Consider the following 14,592-nt stretch of genomic DNA (forward strand, 5'->3'; position numbering starts at 1 on the left):
CTCTGAAGAGGGGATTGCTGAGGTCAGCGTAACGAGCGCGCGCGGACCCTAGCTAAGCATTAAGCCATGCAGAGTAATATTTCCTGGCCTTGGCCAGCTTCGGGTTGATGATCACCTGGCAATAGCCCTGCTCCGGATATTTGGCGTAGTAGTTCTGGTGGAAATCCTCCGCCACATGGAACACGGGCAGCCGGCTGACCTCGGTCACAATCCGGTGTCCCCACAGCGGCTGGTTGCGGTCGATCGCCTCTTCGAAGAGGATCTTCTCGTCCGTCGTCTGGTAGAACATCGAGGAGCGGTACTGGGTCCCGACGTCGTAACCCTGCCGGTTCAGCGTGGTGGGGTCGTGGAGCGCGAAGAACATGTCCAGGATGACCTCCGCCGGGATCACATCCTCGTCGAAGGTCACCGCCACGACCTCGGCGTGGCCGGTGGTTCCCGAGCACACGGAATAGTAGTCGGGGTCGCGGTCATGCCCTCCGGTGTAGCCCGACACGACCGAGCTGACGCCCTTGGTTATCTGGTAGACGGCGTCGAGGCACCAGAAGCAGCCCCCGCCGAGTACAAAAGTTCTCATGCCCTGTTCAATGGTTGAACGGCCCGGATGATTCCCGAAGCCGCCTGTTTAATGCCCTCGGACGTGGGGCCGGTCACTCCATAAGGTAAGAATGAGGTTATGGAACCAGTGAACACCGACGTTTCAGTTGAGCCGGCCCGAGGCACTGAGGCTGCCACCGGCACGGCCACAGACGCTGCCGCCACGATCGGAACCATCCTGCTCGCCGTCGAGGAACTCTGGCCCGAATCACTTGCCGAGGAATGGGACGAGGTGGGCCTCGTGGCCGGGCATCCCTCGGCCGGCGTGAGCCGGATCCTCTTCGCCGTCGACCCGACGCTGGAAGTGATCGAGGAGGCCATCGAATTTGGCGCCGAACTGCTGATCACACACCACCCGCTGCTGCTTCGAGGCGTGACATCGGTCGCGGCCAATACGGCCAAGGGCAAGGCCGTCCACCGCCTGATCGAGTCAGGAACCGGCCTCCTGACCGTCCACACCAACGGCGATTCCGCCGTCGGAGGCGTATCCGATGTCCTGGCCGATGCCCTTGGGCTGCAGAACGTGGCACCGCTGACTCCGGCCGCGAACGGGCTCCCGGAGGAAGGCATCGGCCGGGTCGGTGACCTGCCCGACGTCCTGACCCTGGGCGACTTCGCGGCGCGGGTTTTCGGCATCCTCCCGTCCGTCGCCGGCGGGGTGCGGGTATCCGGCGACCCGGACGGCCTCGTCGGGCGCGTCGCCGTGTGCGGCGGCGCCGGGGATTCCCTGTTCGGCGCCGTCCGGGCCAGCAACGCCGACGTCTACGTGACGGCGGATCTTCGGCACCATCCGGCGTCGGAAGCCCGCGAGGGCGCCGTCGGCGGCCGGCCCTACCTGATCGACGTCTCACACTTCGCCAGCGAGTGGCTGTGGCTGCCTGCGGCCGCGGCGGCGCTCGGGAACGTCCTGACCGACCAGGGGCACGAGGTGGACATCCGGGTCAGCAGCACCAACAGCGACCCCTGGGACTTCATTCTGACTCCGGGCGGGGACTAGAGTCTACTAAGCGCCGATAAGGTGCCCGGCCCCGGCCGGAAGGGAACAAGCGGAGGTAATAGTGGCCAAGGCAGCACCGGCGGAACAGTTGAAGTTGCTCGAATTGCAGGGACTCGATGCGAAGCTCAAGTCCCTGTCCAACCGCCGCCTGGCCCTTGAAAGCGACTCCCGGATCACCGATCTTGAAGCCGCCCTCAGTGTTGCGCACAGCGAGCTCGGTGGCGCGAAGATGGCCGTCCACGACGCCGAACTGGAACTGAAGCGCGCCGAGGCGGACGTGGAGCAGGTGGCGTCCCGGATCGAACGCGACGAGGCGAAGCTCAACAGCGGCACCGGCCTGTCCAAGGACCTCGTGGCCCTGCAGCGTGACCTTGTCTCGCTCAACAAGCGCCGCTCGGACCTCGAAGACGTCGAGTTGGAGGTCCTGGAACGGCTGGACTCGCTGCGGCTGAGGCAGGCGGCCCAGCAGCAGATCGTCGATGACATCCAGGGCTCGTTCGGCGTCATCCGCGCCGAACTGGATGAGGCGCTGGCCGAGATCGCCGCGGAGGCCACCGTGGTCCGCGGACGCCGCGCAGAATTCGCCGCAGGGCTGGACGCGGGCCTGCTGGCAGTCTACGAGAAGACCCTGGCGAAGCGCGGCGTCGGCGCAGCCCGGCTGTTCCACGGCACCTCCGAAGGCTCCGGCATGCAGCTCAGCCCCGGGGATCTGGCGGAGATCAAGGCCGCGGCCGAGGACGACATCGTGTTCTGCCCGGATTCGGGCTGCATCTTGGTCCGCTCGTCCGAGTGGGTCTAGCCTCGACCCCCAAGTAACCCGCATTAGGTGCCGTTTTGGGCGCCCAAAACGGCACCTAATGCGGGTCAGTTGGGCAGGATGATGTTCAGGGTGTGCGGCTTCCGGGCCGTGCCCTGGACGAGTTCGGCGGTCCACTTCTCGGCCGAGGCCTTCAGCAGCTGCGCGGGGGTCTGCGGCGCCTTGCCGCGGCGCTGCAGCAGATGCCGCGCCAGCTCGCCGCGGGTGTGCTTGGCAAAATGGCTGACAACCTTGCGCACACCGTCAACCTCGCTGAAGACATTCACCGCGACAGTCTGCGCAGGCGGGGGAGTCCACGCCGCCGTGTAGGTGCTGGAGCGGCAGTCCACCAGCAGTTCGCCGTCCGTGGCGGCGGTAAGGGCATCCGTCAGCGCCGGCTTCCAGAAGGACGCCAGCCGTCCGACGTCGGGCAGCGCAGTCGCCATCGACAGCCGGTAGGCCGGCACCCGGTCCGCGAAGCGGATAGCGCCCCAGAGCGCGGAAATGACCAGCACGGACCCGTCCGCCTTCTTGCGTTGCGACGCCGTCAGGGAGTCGTAGCCCAGTGCGTCGTACAGCACGCCGGAATAGACCTGGTGCGCGGGGGCCGCCGGTTCGGCATGCAGCCGGGTGTTGCGTTCGACGTCGGCCTTAAGCGAGGCGCCGACGCCGAGCAGCGCCAGGGCATCCTCGTGCGCGCTGACCGTCCCGAGGGATTCCAGGACTTTGGCCCGGCAGGTGTTGAGTCCGGGAAAGCTCAGCGAGGTCCAGTCGACGGCGTTGCCGCCAACAGCGGGGGTCTTGCCCTCGGAGGGCGGCAACAGAATCAGCACCGTTCGATCTTACCGGCGCCCGATCAGGCCGGGTGTCCGACGACGGCCTACGCCGCCTTGATCGCTGTGGCGGACGCCGGCGCTGCCGCCTGGGCCGCCTGGTTTTCGCGGGCAAGGAAGGCGGAGAGCTCCCCGATGGTGCTCATCAGGGGTGCAGGGAAGACGACGGTGGTGTTCTTGTCCACACCGATTTCGACCAGGGACTGGAGGTTGCGCAGCTGCAGGGCCAGGGGATGCGCCATCATGATGTCCGAGGCCGCGCCCAGGGCGGCGGCGGCGATGGACTCGCCCTCCGCCGCGATGATCTTGGCCCGCTTCTCCCGCTCTGCCTCCGCCTGCCGCGCCATGGCACGCTTCATGCTCTCGGGCAGCTGGATATCCTTGAGCTCCACCAGGGTGACCTCAACGCCCCATTCCAGCGTGAGGGCATCCAGGATCTCCCGGATATCGCTGTTGATGCGTTCGGTCTCGGACAGCGTCTGGTCCAGGCTGTGCCGGCCGACGACTTTCCGAAGCGTGGTCTGTGCGATCTGGTTGATGGCCGCAGCCACGTTCTCAATCGCCACGACGGACTTCACGGCATCGACCACCCGGTAGTACGCAACTGCGGAGATGTCGACGCTCACATTGTCCTGGGTGATGATGCCCTGCGACTGGATCGGCATTGTCACGATCCGCAGGCTGACGAGCGGGAGCCTGTCGATCACCGGAATGATGAAGCGCAGCCCGGGCAATCTCACCCCGACGACCCTGCCCAGCCGGAAGAGGACGCCCTGCTCGTACTGGCGCACAATCCGGATGGACATCCGGGCCAGCGTCAGCAGCAGTATGACGACGACGATGAGAATGACGACGCTGGTGAGGTCCATCCGGATCTCCTCCTGATTGCCGGAATTTGTTTGCATGAAGAGCCCTACAGTGCGGAGCCCGCAGGATAATCTCCCGGTTCCATTGTCCCACCGGGGCGCGGAAAAGGACCGGGATCCGGGGGCCCGTCTGCCCTCCGGGACTGCGGCCGTGCCGGGCGCAAGGAGCCCGTAGAATGGACAGCGGATGGGTTGGCCAGGCGGCCGCGCGTCACGCAAGTGGCTCGAGGAACGTCCGGGCTCCGCAGGGCAGGGTGGTGGGTAACGCCCACTCGGGGTAACCCGCAGGACAGTGCCGCAGAGAACAGACCGCCTGCCTGCCGCGTGTGCTTGCACAGGCGGCAGTGCAGGTAAGGGTGAAACGGTGGTGTAAGAGACCACCAGCTTCCCGGGTGACCGGGAAGGCTAGGTAAACCCCACCCGGAGCAAGGCCAGACAGGGCACGTTTGAGGGCTGCTCGCCCGAGTGTCCGGGTAGGCCGCTGGAGGGCGTCGGCAACGGCGTTCGTAGATGGATGGCCGCTACTCCCGTGCCGGTAACGGCGCGGGAACACAGAACCCGGCGTATCGGTCAACCCATCCCACCCACGCCGCGGCGCCGGCCGCCCCCGCAGGTGTGAGTGATTTCACGCCGCACCCGCCACCGGCAGCCGCGCCGCCGCCCTAGAATGGTTAGCGAACGTAGAAGTTCTGCCGCCGGGTCTGCGTTCGCAGCCGGTGGCTTTTCTTTGCACTTCATGCAGGCGCCCGGGGTGGACCGAATCCCCGCCGGCGGCTAGGTTCCGGACACCCTCCGGCGGCCGACTTCCATATACGCGGACGTATGTGGTGGATTTTAGGAAGGTAGTTCTGTGAGCCAGACATCAGATTCTTGTCTTGATACGTGGATGGGCCGGGAGGCGCTCGCCGAGGCCATGATTCCACTCATCGGCCGGCTGTACCGCGAGAACAACGTGGTGACCAGCATCCACGGCCGCAGCCTGATCAACAAGTCCACCATGAGCATCCTGAAGGCGCACCGTTTCGCCCGCCGGATGAGCAAAGAAGAGCTGCGCCTCGAAGAGACCGCTCCGCTGCTGGAGGCCCTGACAAAGCTGGAACTGGGTGCGGCCGCCATTGACGTCGCCCGACTCGCCGAAAAGTACCGGGCCGAAGGCAACGGCGCCACCCTTGATGAATTCCTCCGTGAAGAACTCGCCGAGGTCGTGGGCAAACGCGGCGCCGACGACCGCACCAGCACCGACGTCGTCCTCTACGGCTTCGGACGCATCGGCCGGCTCCTGGCCCGCCTCCTGATCGAAAAGGCCGGTGGCGGCCACGGCCTGCGCCTGCGCGCCATCGTGGTCCGGCGAGGCTCGGACAACGACCTGACCAAGCGCGCCAGCCTGCTGCGCCGCGACTCGGTCCACGGCTCCTTCGAGGGCACCATCAAGGTGGACCTCGAGAATGACACCATCACCGCCAACGGCGTCCAGATCCAGGTCATCTACTCGGACAACCCGGCCACGGTTGACTACACCGCCTACGGCATCCACGACGCGCTTGTCGTCGACAACACGGGCCGCTGGCGCGACGCCGAAGGGCTGTCCCAGCACCTGCAGAGCAAGGGCGTCTCCCGCGTGCTGCTCACTGCACCGGGCAAGGACGAGCTGAAGAACATCGTGCACGGCATCAACCACGGCTCGATCACCGAAGCCGACAAGATCGTCAGCGCGGCCTCCTGCACCACCAACGCCATCACCCCCGTGCTGAAGGCCATCAATGACCGCTACGGCGTCGTGCACGGCCACGTCGAGACGGTCCACTCCTTCACCAACGACCAGAATCTGATCGACAACTTCCACAAGGGTGACCGGCGCGGACGCTCCGCCGCCCTCAACATGGTCATCACCGAGACGGGTGCCGCCAAGGCGGTCGCCAAGGCCCTGCCGGAACTCCAAGGCAAGCTCACGGGCAATGCCATCCGCGTCCCCACCCCGGACGTTTCCATGGCCATCCTGAACCTGAGCCTGGAAAACGGCACCAGCAAGGACGAGGTCAACGAATACCTGCGGGAAATGTCGCTGCACTCGGAGCTGCGCAAGCAGATCGATTACATCGATTCCCCCGAGGTTGTCTCCACAGACTTCGTTGGCTCCCGCCGGGCAGGCATCGTCGACGGCCTGGCCACCATCTCCAACGACAAGAATCTTGTGCTCTACGTCTGGTACGACAACGAGTTCGGCTACAGCTGCCAGGTTGTCCGCGTCATGGAGGAAATGGCCGGCGTGAACCCGCCGTCGTTCCCCGCCAAGGACGCGGCCTCGGTCCTGGCCGCCGCCGGTCTCTCCGTCGAGGCCTGATAGACGCGCCTCATAGCGGCGGACTGACCGCACATCCCTGACCGGGACTTATTTGCTCCTTTCCCGGCCGATGCTCTGGAATCGGCCGGGAAAGGGAACCACAATGGAGCCATGGAACAGAACCCCGCTGTGGAGCATGAAACCACCCTGGAGCACGCACTGGACATTGCGCGGCGGAACGCCAAGGAAGCCCAGCGCCTCCTCGACGATGCCCTCGCCAAGCACGGGGCCGGCGAGATCGACGACGCCAGGGTCAACCAGTTGCGGGCGCTGCTGGACGTAGCCAATGAAGACCTCAGGCGCGTGACCAAGGAGCAGTAACCTGGCCAGCTGTCCTCCACACTGTTGATAACACCTTCAATGTCGGAGCCCTGGCCTAGGCTTTGGGGGTGCAGCAGGAAAACCCCCACCGGAAAACGTCGTGAGCATCACCTGGACGGAGTTCCGGCGTGCCCGCCGGCGTTCCCGCCAGGCCTGGGTCCTGCTGGCTGCCGTGGCCGCGGCGTTACTCGGATGCCTGTTCTGGTTCTTCACCGCAGGCCAGTTCGCCGCGTCGGAGCCCCCGTCCACCGGCCCCACCGAAGCCCCGGTGCTGGCCGACGGCTGGATGAAAGCCGTGGCTCCTGTCCGCCCCGTCCCGCAGGGAGCGGCGGCCGCCGCGCTGGAAACCCTTGCGGTCAAGGGCCGCGCCGCCAAGGACAACTATGACCGGAGCGCCTTCGGCCAGGCCTGGCTGGACGTTGACCGCAACGGCTGCGACACCCGCAACGACATCCTCCGCCGCGACCTGGCCGACGCCGAATTCACCGAAGGTTCGCGGTGCCGGGTGGCCGGCGGGACATTCCAGGAACCGTACACGGGCCGCGCCATCACCTTCCGCCGGGGGGCAGAGAGCAGCAAGGACGTGCAGATCGACCACGTCGTGGCCCTCGGCGACGCCTGGCAAAAAGGGGCCCAGCAGCTTACCGCGGAACAACGCCAGCACCTGGCAAACGATCCGCTGAACCTGATCGCCGTCGACGGTCCCGCTAACCAGGACAAGAGCGCGTCCGACGCCGCCACCTGGCTGCCGCCGAACAAGGCCTTCCGCTGCCACTACGTCGCCCGGCAGATCTCCGTCAAGGCGGCCTACCGGTTGTGGGTGACCCCGGCGGAGAAGGAGGCGATGAAGCGGGTCCTCGGCGCGTGCCCCCAGCAGCAGACCATTGTTCCGCGCCCGGGAACCGGCCCTGAAGCCCAGGCTCATTGACAGGCAAAGTACCGGGGGTCTAGAACTGGGCGTGTCAGCTACAACCCACCATTCTAGGAGCAGAAATGGCTTCCACCGCCTACGGAGTTGTGCACTTTTTTCCCGGGGGAACCAAGGAACAGTACGAGGCGTCCATCGCCGCGGTTCATCCCGGTGAAGGCCGCTTGCCGGAGGGCCAGGTCTTTCACGCCGGTGGCGCTTCTGCCGGTGGATGGACAATCATGGCGGTCCATGAATCGAAGGAGAGCTGGGAGAAATTCCGCGACGGCATCCTCATGCCCCGGATGCAGGCCGGCATCGAGGGCGGGTTTGCCTCGCCGCCTGAGGAGACCGTCGTCGACCTGTACAAGGTGATGCCCTGATCGGCGCTCCAGCAGCCCACTGGCCACGCTAGGGCCGGCCCTCCACCGCAGCCGCGAGACCGGACTCGAGACGTTCGACGTCGGCCCGGTTGCACAGCTCGGTGGCGGGCGTCGTCACTGTCGCGGTTCCGGCGGCGACGGCCGCCCGGAACGCCGCCTCAAGAGTGCGCCCCTGCGCCAACCGCAGCACAAAGGCGGCGAGGAAGCTGTCGCCGGCTCCGACGGTGCTTCGCACCTGCACCTGCGGCACGGACAAACGAAGTGTTCCAGACTTCGAGGCGAGCACGGCGCCTTCGCCGCCAAGGGTCAGGGCGACGTGTTCCGCGGAGCCGTCCGCCACGAGGGCGGAGGCCGCCTCGACCTGGCTCTCATCGCTCTCGAGCGCTGCTCCGACATGGACGCCGAGCTCCCGCCGGCTGGGTTTGACCAGGAAGACCCCCTCGGCGAGAGCCTCGGCGAGTGCCGGCCCGGAGGCATCCACGATGCAACGCGCATCGTGCCCGCGGGCCAGGCGGGCCACCCTGGCATAGAAGTCGTCAGGAACCCCCGGCGGCAGGCTGCCGCTGGCGACCACGTATCCGCCCACCGGGATGGACTCTTCGACGAGTGCCAGGCAGGCGCGCCATTCGGACTCACTCAACTCCGGGCCCTGGAGAACGAAGCGGAACTGCTTTCCAGTCGTCGTCTCATCGACGGTGAAGTCCTCGCGGGTACTGCCCTGAATCGGCACCACCAGGGTGGGGATCCGTTCGGCTTCGATAAGCCGTCGGTATGCCTCCCCGGTGGGTCCACCGGCGGTGTAGACCGCCAGCGTCCGCCCTCCCAGGCGTTGCACGACCCGGGCCACATTCACCCCGCCGCCGCCCGGGTCAAGACGGCTGGGGCTGCACCGCAACTTGTGGCCGCTGGTGACCTGTTCAGTCGACGTGCTGATGTCCAGGGCAGGATTCACGGTGAGCGTGAGAATAGGCTGCATCGCCGTCCGTGTTGAGGCTTCCATGCGCCCAAGCATAGAAGACCGGGCCCGGAGCGCCCGTAAGGCAGGGACGGCGTCCCCTTGTGGGCAGTCAGCTGCTCCGCAAGAATGGGCGCGGCAGGGATTTCCGTCTGCCGCGACGACTGGAACGGGAAGCATGGCACATCGTAAGGACGGCGCGGCCAAGGGGCGCGGCGGCAAAGGGATCGGGCCTGGACACGCGGGGGAGCGGTCCGTCCGGCTTGACCTCGACACCTATGAAGCCGAGATGTTGCGTCTCCAGGCTGAGCTGGTCGCGCTTCAGGAATGGGTCCGCAGCACCGGTGCGCGGGTGTTGGTGATTTTTGAGGGACGGGACGCCGCCGGCAAGGGGAGCGCCATCAAGCGGGTCACGGAGTACCTCAATCCGCGCGTTGCCCGGATAGTGGCGTTGCCGTCCCCGACGGAAAGGCAGCGCGGGGAATGGTACTTCCAGCGCTATGTGGAGCATCTTCCGGCGGCCGGGGAGATCGTCCTGATGGACCGTTCCTGGTACAACCGGGCCGGCGTCGAACATGTGATGGGCTTCTGCACGCCCGAGGAACATAAGCGCTTCATGGCGCAGTGTCCGGTTTTTGAACGGCTGCTGATCCAGGACGGCATTCTGCTCTTCAAGTACTGGTTCTCGATCAGCCATGAAGAGCAGGAGCGGCGCTTCAAGTCCCGGCTGGATGATCCGCTGAGGCAATGGAAGCTCTCACCGATGGACCGGGAAGCGATCCTCCGGTGGGAAGACTACTCGCGGGCCAAGGACGAAATGTTCGTGCAGACGGACACCGCCGAATCGCCCTGGTACGTGGTGGAAGCGGAGGACAAACGCCGGGCCCGGATCAACATGATCGCGCATCTGCTCTCCGGCATCGACTACACCGAGGTGCGGACGGAGCCGGTGACTTTGCCAAAGAGGCCCCAGGCGGTCAACTACACCCGCCCGCCACGGGAACTCTTCCGCTATGTTCCGGACTACGCGGCGAGCCTCGAAAAGCACCAACACCGGTAGCCCTCCGCCGGGCACTGCCGGCAGTCGTCAGTGCCCGAACGGGTCCGGGTCCACGCCGGGCATCCAGGTCAGCCCCGGGACGCCCCAGCCGCTCTTCTTGGCCTGCTTCATCGCCTTGCGCGAGTACCGGTCGATCAGCCTGTTGACGTAGAGCTTGCCGTCGAGGTGGTCGTACTCGTGCTGGAGCACGCGCGCGAACCAGTCCGTCGCCTCGAACTCCACCGGCTTACCGTAGCCGTCGAAGCCCTGCACACGCACCCACTCGGCGCGCTTGAGCGGGTACTGGCCGCCGGGGAAGGACAGGCACCCTTCCACTTCCTCGTCCGGGTCCGGCAGAGCGCCGGAGACCTTGGAGAGGGTCAGTACCGGGTTAACCACAACACCGGAGGGCGGGACGCCGTCGTCGTTTTCGAACTTGTAGATGAAGAGCCGCTTGCCCACCCCGACCTGCGGCGCGGCCAGGCCGACGCCGTTGGCGGCGTCGTTGGTCTCGAACATGTCGGCGATCAGCGTCCGGAGTCCGTCGTCGAAGACTTCCACCTCGGCGGCCCGGCGGTGCAGCACGGGCTCGCCCCAGATCACGATGGGCAAAACTGTCATATCAGTTGGTTCCTCCCGTGCTGTCGGCAGCTTGTCTTGTGACGGTCAGTCGGCGATGGTGCGGCCGACGACGTCGCGCATGATCTCATTGGTGCCGCCGAAGATGGTGAGCAGCCGGGCCGCGAGGTAGGCCTGCGCCACGGGGTATTCCAGGATGTAGCCGTAGCCGCCGTGCAGTTGGAGGCAGCGGTCGGTCACGGACTTGGCGCGCTCGGAGGCCCACAGCTTCACGCGGGCGGCGGACGCGGCGTCGAGTTCCCCGGCATTGAACGCAAGGATCGCCTGGTCCACATACGTCTCGGTGACCTCGACCTCGGTGAGGATGTCGGCGAGTTCAAAGCGGCTGTTCTGGAAGTCGATGATCCGTTCGCCGAAGGCGTTGCGCTCCTTCGTGTAGCGCACGGTCGCCTCATAGATGGCGCGGACGACGGCGGAGCTCGCCACGGCGATCGCGAGCCGGCCCTGGGGGAGTTGCTCGGCGGCGTACTGCAGGCCCTTGCCTGCCTCGCCCACGAGATCGGCGTGCGGGACGCGGACGTTGTCGAAGAACAGCTCCGCAGTGTCGGAGGCCTTCAGCCCCATCTTGTCCAGCTGCTTGCCGGTGCTGTAGCCCTCGCCCTTCCGGACCATGAACAGCGAGAACGAATCGTGGCTGCCGCGGCCGGTGCCGCCGTCGGTCCGGGCCAGGACGAGGGACGCGTCCCCGGAGATGCCGTTGCCGATGAACGTCTTCTGGCCGCTGACCAGCCAGTCGTCGCCGTCGCGCACTGCCTTGGCGCGGATGCCGCGCAGGTCGGAGCCGGCACCGGGTTCGGTCCAGGCGATGGAGGTGACCGTCTCGCCGGACACCATGCCGGGAAGCCAGCGCGACTTGAGGTCCTCGGAGCCGTAGGCCAGCAGGTGGGGGAGGACCAGGTCGTCATGCAGGTGGAAGGCAAGGCCGACGGCGAGGTGGTTGCTCCTGGCGAATTCCTCGTCCAGCACGGCGCGGAATCGGTAGTCGTCCATGCCCATGCCGCCGAACTCCTCGGGGACCGCGAGTCCCAGCAGGCCCTGCCCGCCCGCCGCCGTCCACAGCTCCCGGGACATCATGTGGTCCTTGTCCCACTGGGCGTAATGAGGGGCCACCGCACGCGCATTGAACTCGGCAGCCATCTCGCGGAACATCTCGTGGTCTTCTTCAAAGAGCTTGCGCTTCATGGCGGTTCCTTCCATAGACAGATCCGGGGACAGACGGGACCGGACAGACAACAAAGGCCGCACCGGATAACCGGTACGGCCTTTGTCTAAGGTCGGACAATCACTGCCGTCCTTCATGAGGGTGAGCGACGGGGGTTGAACCCGCGACCTCCTGGACCACAACCAGGCGCTCTGCCAACTGAGCTACGCCCACCATGTGCCTCGGCACGCCTTCCGGCTTACCGGCTGGCTGAAAAGGCAACGACAAATAGCTTACCTGTTGTTCGGGGGTGGTTTTGCCACTTTTGGGAAATTCGCCAAAATTTCCGCAAAACGTGGCGCAGATTACATCCCCGGCCAGCCCTCGGAGGCTACTCGGCGGGTGCTGACGTCGTTGCCCCGGCGGCGTCTGCCGGGGCGTCCGCGGTGCCCATGATCCGCCTGGCGATCTGCTGTGCCGTGGCGCTCGCCGGCCCAGGCGCGGGGACAAAGATGGCCTCGCGGTAGTAGCGGAGTTCGTCGATGGAATCCTTGATGTCGCCCAGTGCGCGGTGGCCGCCGAGCTTGGCCGGCGACTGGAAGTAGGCCCGGGCGAACCAGCGCCGGGAGAGTTCCTTGATGGTGCTGACGTCGATGACCCGGTAGTGCAGGTGCTCCACGATCTCGGGCATGTCCCGGGCGAGGAAGACGCGGTCCGTTCCCACCGAGTTGCCGCCCAGCGGGGCTTTCTTGGGGTCCGGCACCCACTTCTTGATGTATTCGAGCACGGCGGCCTGCGCCTCGGCCATGGTCTTGCCCTGCGGGAGTTCCGTCAGCAGGCCGGACTGGGTGTGCATGTCGCGGACGAAGTCGTTCATCTGGGCAAGCGCGGCGTCGTCCGGCTTGATGACGACGTCGACGCCGTCACCCAGGATATTAAGCTCCGAGTCCGTCACCAGGGCGGCGACCTCGATGAGGGCGTCCTTGATGTTGTCCAGGCCGGTCATTTCGCAGTCGATCCAGACGATGCGTTCATTAGATATAGGCACCCGCCCAGCCTACCGTTCCGCCGCCCCAGAGCCGTCCGGTGCTAGGATTTCGGGTACGCGGCCGTCGAAATTTTTCGTCATCGCGGCATGCCCCGGGCCGGATCCGTCGGCCGGCTGAGGGCGGAAACGTACCCCACAACAGATTGGACGATCCTGAGATGACGGCGCCTGTACCTGCGGCGGGGATCACGGCTGCCGGTACGTCCCGCACCTCCCAGGCCGCAGTTGTTGCTGACGTGGACAACCCGCGTTCCCCCATACTTTCCGGGTTCCTGGGATCAATGTTCATGGCGATCGGTTCGCTGGGCGTCGGCTGGCTTGCCCCGGTGTCCGAACTCCGCAGGGTTCCCCTCTTCATCTGGATGCGCACCGAAGCCGTCGGCGTGGGCCTGTGCATCGTGCTGCTGGCCGTCGGGGGCATGCTGCTGGTCCGTGCCTGGCTGCGGCTGGGCCAAAGGGTCCGCGTCTGGGGAGCGGGGGCGCGCAAGGCCACGCTCCAGGCAGTCGTGGCGTGGGGCCTTCCCATGATGTTCTCCGTTCCGCTGTTCAGCAGGGACGTCTACGCCTACATCGGCCAGGGCCGCCTGATGGTGGAAGGCTTCAACCCGTACCAAAACGGCATCTCGGCGCTGTCGAACTACTTCCAGCTCGGCGCGGACAAAATGTGGACCGAGGCGCCGGTCCCGTACGGGCAGCTCTTCCTCTGGATTGAACAGTTCGTCGTCTGGTCCACCAATGTGCAGCCTGAAGCCAGCATCATGCTGTTCCGCCTCGCGGCGCTGCTCGGGATCGTCCTGTGCGTGATCTACGTGCCCAAGCTCGCCGAACTCCACGGCGTCAATCCGCACCGGGCCCTGTGGCTGACGGCCGCCAACCCGTTGTTCCTCACCAACTTCATCGCCAGCGTCCACAACGACGCCCTCATGATCGGCCTGGCCCTGGCCGGCCTCTACTACTGTGCGACCAGGCGGGTCGTCTTCGGCCTGGTGCTGGTGACGCTGTCCATCTCGGTCAAACCCATAACGATCGTCTTCCTGCCGTTCATCGGCCTGCTCTGGGCGGGAAAGAACGCGGGCTGGCCCCGGAAGATCCTTTTCTGGGGGCTCACCGCCGGGGTCAGCCTGGCGCTCCTGTATGCCATGAGCCTGGTCAACGGCTTCGGCTTCGGCTGGATCAACGGTCTCTCGGCCCCGGGCAGCATCTGGATCTGGTACGCCCCCGTCGGCCTGCTCGGGCTGGTGGTCGCCTCCATCTCAAACGCCTTCGGGCTGGACGGCTGGGGGATGGCCAAGTGGGTGTACGACGCCGGTAAACTGCTGGCCCTCGGGATCGTCGCCTGGCAGATCTTCCGCGGGGACCACGATCGGCTGATGCGGCGCCTGACCCTGGCGTTCGCCGCCGTCGTCTTCCTGGCCCCGATGATCCAGTCCTGGTACGTTGTCTGGCTCATTCCGCTCTTTGCCGTCACGGGCATCCGCGACGACTGGCAGGTCAAGGCGCTCTACTTCATGGTCTCCTTCTTTATGGTCTACGCGATCTCGGACCAGCTGGAAGTCTTCCCCTACCTGCAGACCGCGGACCTCGGCCTGGCCCTTGCCTTGGCACGCAACGCCGCGGCCATCATCGCCCTGCTGTTTGCCCTGTACCTGATCTTCCTGGATCCGCGGACCAAGCTGCTGTTCAGCAAATCGGACGAACCGGTCACCACCCGCCCGGTCATCTGACTGCT

The 14,592-nt window shown here is 66.0% G+C and carries 15 protein-coding genes, 1 tRNA gene and 1 other RNA gene; 9 read left to right on the plus strand and 8 right to left on the minus strand.

Going from position 1 to position 14,592, the window contains the following annotated elements:
- Positions 1-52 precede the first annotated feature (52 nt).
- Positions 53-577: a peptide-methionine (S)-S-oxide reductase MsrA gene (gene msrA / locus E5206_RS10330; protein WP_136322406.1), complete on the minus strand. Its 525-nt coding sequence runs from the start codon at positions 575-577 to the stop codon at positions 53-55.
- A 99-nt stretch (positions 578-676) separates the two neighbouring features.
- On the opposite strand from msrA, the gene E5206_RS10335 reads away from it, so the two are divergent.
- Positions 677-1,594, plus strand: a complete 918-nt coding sequence (locus E5206_RS10335) for a Nif3-like dinuclear metal center hexameric protein (protein ID WP_136322407.1) — start codon at positions 677-679, stop codon at positions 1,592-1,594.
- Between the two features lie 61 nt (positions 1,595-1,655).
- A complete protein-coding gene (locus E5206_RS10340) occupies positions 1,656-2,393 on the plus strand; it encodes a C4-type zinc ribbon domain-containing protein (protein WP_136322408.1) in 738 nt (245 codons plus the stop codon).
- Between the two features lie 65 nt (positions 2,394-2,458).
- Here E5206_RS10340 and E5206_RS10345 read toward each other — a convergent pair whose 3' ends face one another.
- Both E5206_RS10345 and E5206_RS10350 read right to left on the minus strand, forming a co-directional pair.
- The gene (locus E5206_RS10345; RefSeq protein WP_136322409.1) at positions 2,459-3,223 is read right to left on the minus strand and encodes a peroxide stress protein YaaA; all 765 of its coding nucleotides are present in this window, start codon (positions 3,221-3,223) and stop codon (positions 2,459-2,461) included.
- Positions 3,224-3,270: 47 nt separating this feature from the next.
- The gene (locus tag E5206_RS10350; protein ID WP_168709314.1) at positions 3,271-4,092 is read right to left on the minus strand and encodes a slipin family protein; all 822 of its coding nucleotides are present in this window, start codon (positions 4,090-4,092) and stop codon (positions 3,271-3,273) included.
- A gap of 185 nt (positions 4,093-4,277) precedes the next feature.
- On the opposite strand from E5206_RS10350, the gene rnpB reads away from it, so the two are divergent.
- From rnpB to E5206_RS10375, 5 genes are all read left to right on the plus strand, one after another.
- An RNA gene (gene rnpB / locus E5206_RS10355) (RNase P RNA component class A) lies at positions 4,278-4,671 on the plus strand.
- Between the two features lie 304 nt (positions 4,672-4,975).
- On the plus strand, positions 4,976-6,430 hold the full coding sequence (locus tag E5206_RS10360; RefSeq protein WP_240689630.1) for a glyceraldehyde-3-phosphate dehydrogenase: 1,455 nt from the start codon (positions 4,976-4,978) through the stop codon (positions 6,428-6,430).
- 111 nt (positions 6,431-6,541) lie between these two features.
- Entirely contained in the window at positions 6,542-6,751 is a 210-nt protein-coding gene (locus tag E5206_RS10365) for a hypothetical protein (protein ID WP_136322412.1), read from the plus strand.
- Positions 6,752-6,851: 100 nt separating this feature from the next.
- Positions 6,852-7,679, plus strand: coding sequence for an HNH endonuclease family protein (locus tag E5206_RS10370; RefSeq protein ID WP_136322413.1), 828 nt, complete (start codon positions 6,852-6,854; stop codon positions 7,677-7,679).
- A gap of 65 nt (positions 7,680-7,744) precedes the next feature.
- Positions 7,745-8,041, plus strand: a complete 297-nt coding sequence (locus E5206_RS10375) for a hypothetical protein (RefSeq protein WP_136322414.1) — start codon at positions 7,745-7,747, stop codon at positions 8,039-8,041.
- Between the two features lie 28 nt (positions 8,042-8,069).
- Here E5206_RS10375 and E5206_RS10380 read toward each other — a convergent pair whose 3' ends face one another.
- Positions 8,070-9,041, minus strand: coding sequence for a 1-phosphofructokinase family hexose kinase (locus E5206_RS10380; RefSeq protein ID WP_205759895.1), 972 nt, complete (start codon positions 9,039-9,041; stop codon positions 8,070-8,072).
- Between the two features lie 133 nt (positions 9,042-9,174).
- Between E5206_RS10380 and ppk2 the strand changes: the two genes are divergently transcribed.
- The gene (gene ppk2, locus E5206_RS10385; RefSeq protein WP_136322415.1) at positions 9,175-10,056 is read left to right on the plus strand and encodes a polyphosphate kinase 2; all 882 of its coding nucleotides are present in this window, start codon (positions 9,175-9,177) and stop codon (positions 10,054-10,056) included.
- A 27-nt stretch (positions 10,057-10,083) separates the two neighbouring features.
- On the opposite strand, the gene def is transcribed toward ppk2, so the two are convergent.
- From def to orn, 4 genes are all read right to left on the minus strand, one after another.
- Positions 10,084-10,656, minus strand: coding sequence for a peptide deformylase (gene def / locus E5206_RS10390; RefSeq protein ID WP_136322416.1), 573 nt, complete (start codon positions 10,654-10,656; stop codon positions 10,084-10,086).
- 45 nt (positions 10,657-10,701) lie between these two features.
- Positions 10,702-11,856: an acyl-CoA dehydrogenase family protein gene (locus E5206_RS10395; protein ID WP_136322417.1), complete on the minus strand. Its 1,155-nt coding sequence runs from the start codon at positions 11,854-11,856 to the stop codon at positions 10,702-10,704.
- 120 nt (positions 11,857-11,976) lie between these two features.
- Positions 11,977-12,049 (minus strand) — tRNA-His (locus E5206_RS10400).
- A 157-nt stretch (positions 12,050-12,206) separates the two neighbouring features.
- The gene (orn, locus tag E5206_RS10405; RefSeq protein WP_240690164.1) at positions 12,207-12,821 is read right to left on the minus strand and encodes an oligoribonuclease; all 615 of its coding nucleotides are present in this window, start codon (positions 12,819-12,821) and stop codon (positions 12,207-12,209) included.
- Between the two features lie 200 nt (positions 12,822-13,021).
- Between orn and mptB the strand changes: the two genes are divergently transcribed.
- Entirely contained in the window at positions 13,022-14,587 is a 1,566-nt protein-coding gene (mptB, locus tag E5206_RS10410) for a polyprenol phosphomannose-dependent alpha 1,6 mannosyltransferase MptB (protein WP_205759896.1), read from the plus strand.
- The last annotated feature ends 5 nt before the right edge of the window (positions 14,588-14,592 follow it).

Origin of the sequence: Arthrobacter sp. PAMC25564 (genome assembly GCF_004798705.1) — a bacterium.
Taxonomy (GTDB): Bacteria; Actinomycetota; Actinomycetes; order Actinomycetales; family Micrococcaceae; genus Arthrobacter.

What these genes read in the sequence shown, in the direction of transcription:
- mptB (WP_205759896.1), top strand. Translation starts at nt 13,022, where the DNA reads ATGACGGCGCCTGTACCTGCGGCGGGGATCACGGCTGCCGGTACGTCC.
- orn (WP_240690164.1), bottom strand. Translation starts at nt 12,821, where the DNA reads ATGACCGGCCTGGACAACATCAAGGACGCCCTCATCGAGGTCGCCGCC.
- E5206_RS10365 (WP_136322412.1), top strand. Translation starts at nt 6,542, where the DNA reads ATGGAACAGAACCCCGCTGTGGAGCATGAAACCACCCTGGAGCACGCA.
- E5206_RS10360 (WP_240689630.1), top strand. Translation starts at nt 4,976, where the DNA reads ATGGGCCGGGAGGCGCTCGCCGAGGCCATGATTCCACTCATCGGCCGG.
- E5206_RS10350 (WP_168709314.1), bottom strand. Translation starts at nt 4,092, where the DNA reads ATGGACCTCACCAGCGTCGTCATTCTCATCGTCGTCGTCATACTGCTG.
- ppk2 (WP_136322415.1), top strand. Translation starts at nt 9,175, where the DNA reads ATGGCACATCGTAAGGACGGCGCGGCCAAGGGGCGCGGCGGCAAAGGG.
- E5206_RS10395 (WP_136322417.1), bottom strand. Translation starts at nt 11,856, where the DNA reads ATGAAGCGCAAGCTCTTTGAAGAAGACCACGAGATGTTCCGCGAGATG.
- E5206_RS10380 (WP_205759895.1), bottom strand. Translation starts at nt 9,041, where the DNA reads ATGGAAGCCTCAACACGGACGGCGATGCAGCCTATTCTCACGCTCACC.
- def (WP_136322416.1), bottom strand. Translation starts at nt 10,656, where the DNA reads ATGACAGTTTTGCCCATCGTGATCTGGGGCGAGCCCGTGCTGCACCGC.
- msrA (WP_136322406.1), bottom strand. Translation starts at nt 577, where the DNA reads ATGAGAACTTTTGTACTCGGCGGGGGCTGCTTCTGGTGCCTCGACGCC.
- E5206_RS10375 (WP_136322414.1), top strand. Translation starts at nt 7,745, where the DNA reads ATGGCTTCCACCGCCTACGGAGTTGTGCACTTTTTTCCCGGGGGAACC.
- E5206_RS10335 (WP_136322407.1), top strand. Translation starts at nt 677, where the DNA reads ATGGAACCAGTGAACACCGACGTTTCAGTTGAGCCGGCCCGAGGCACT.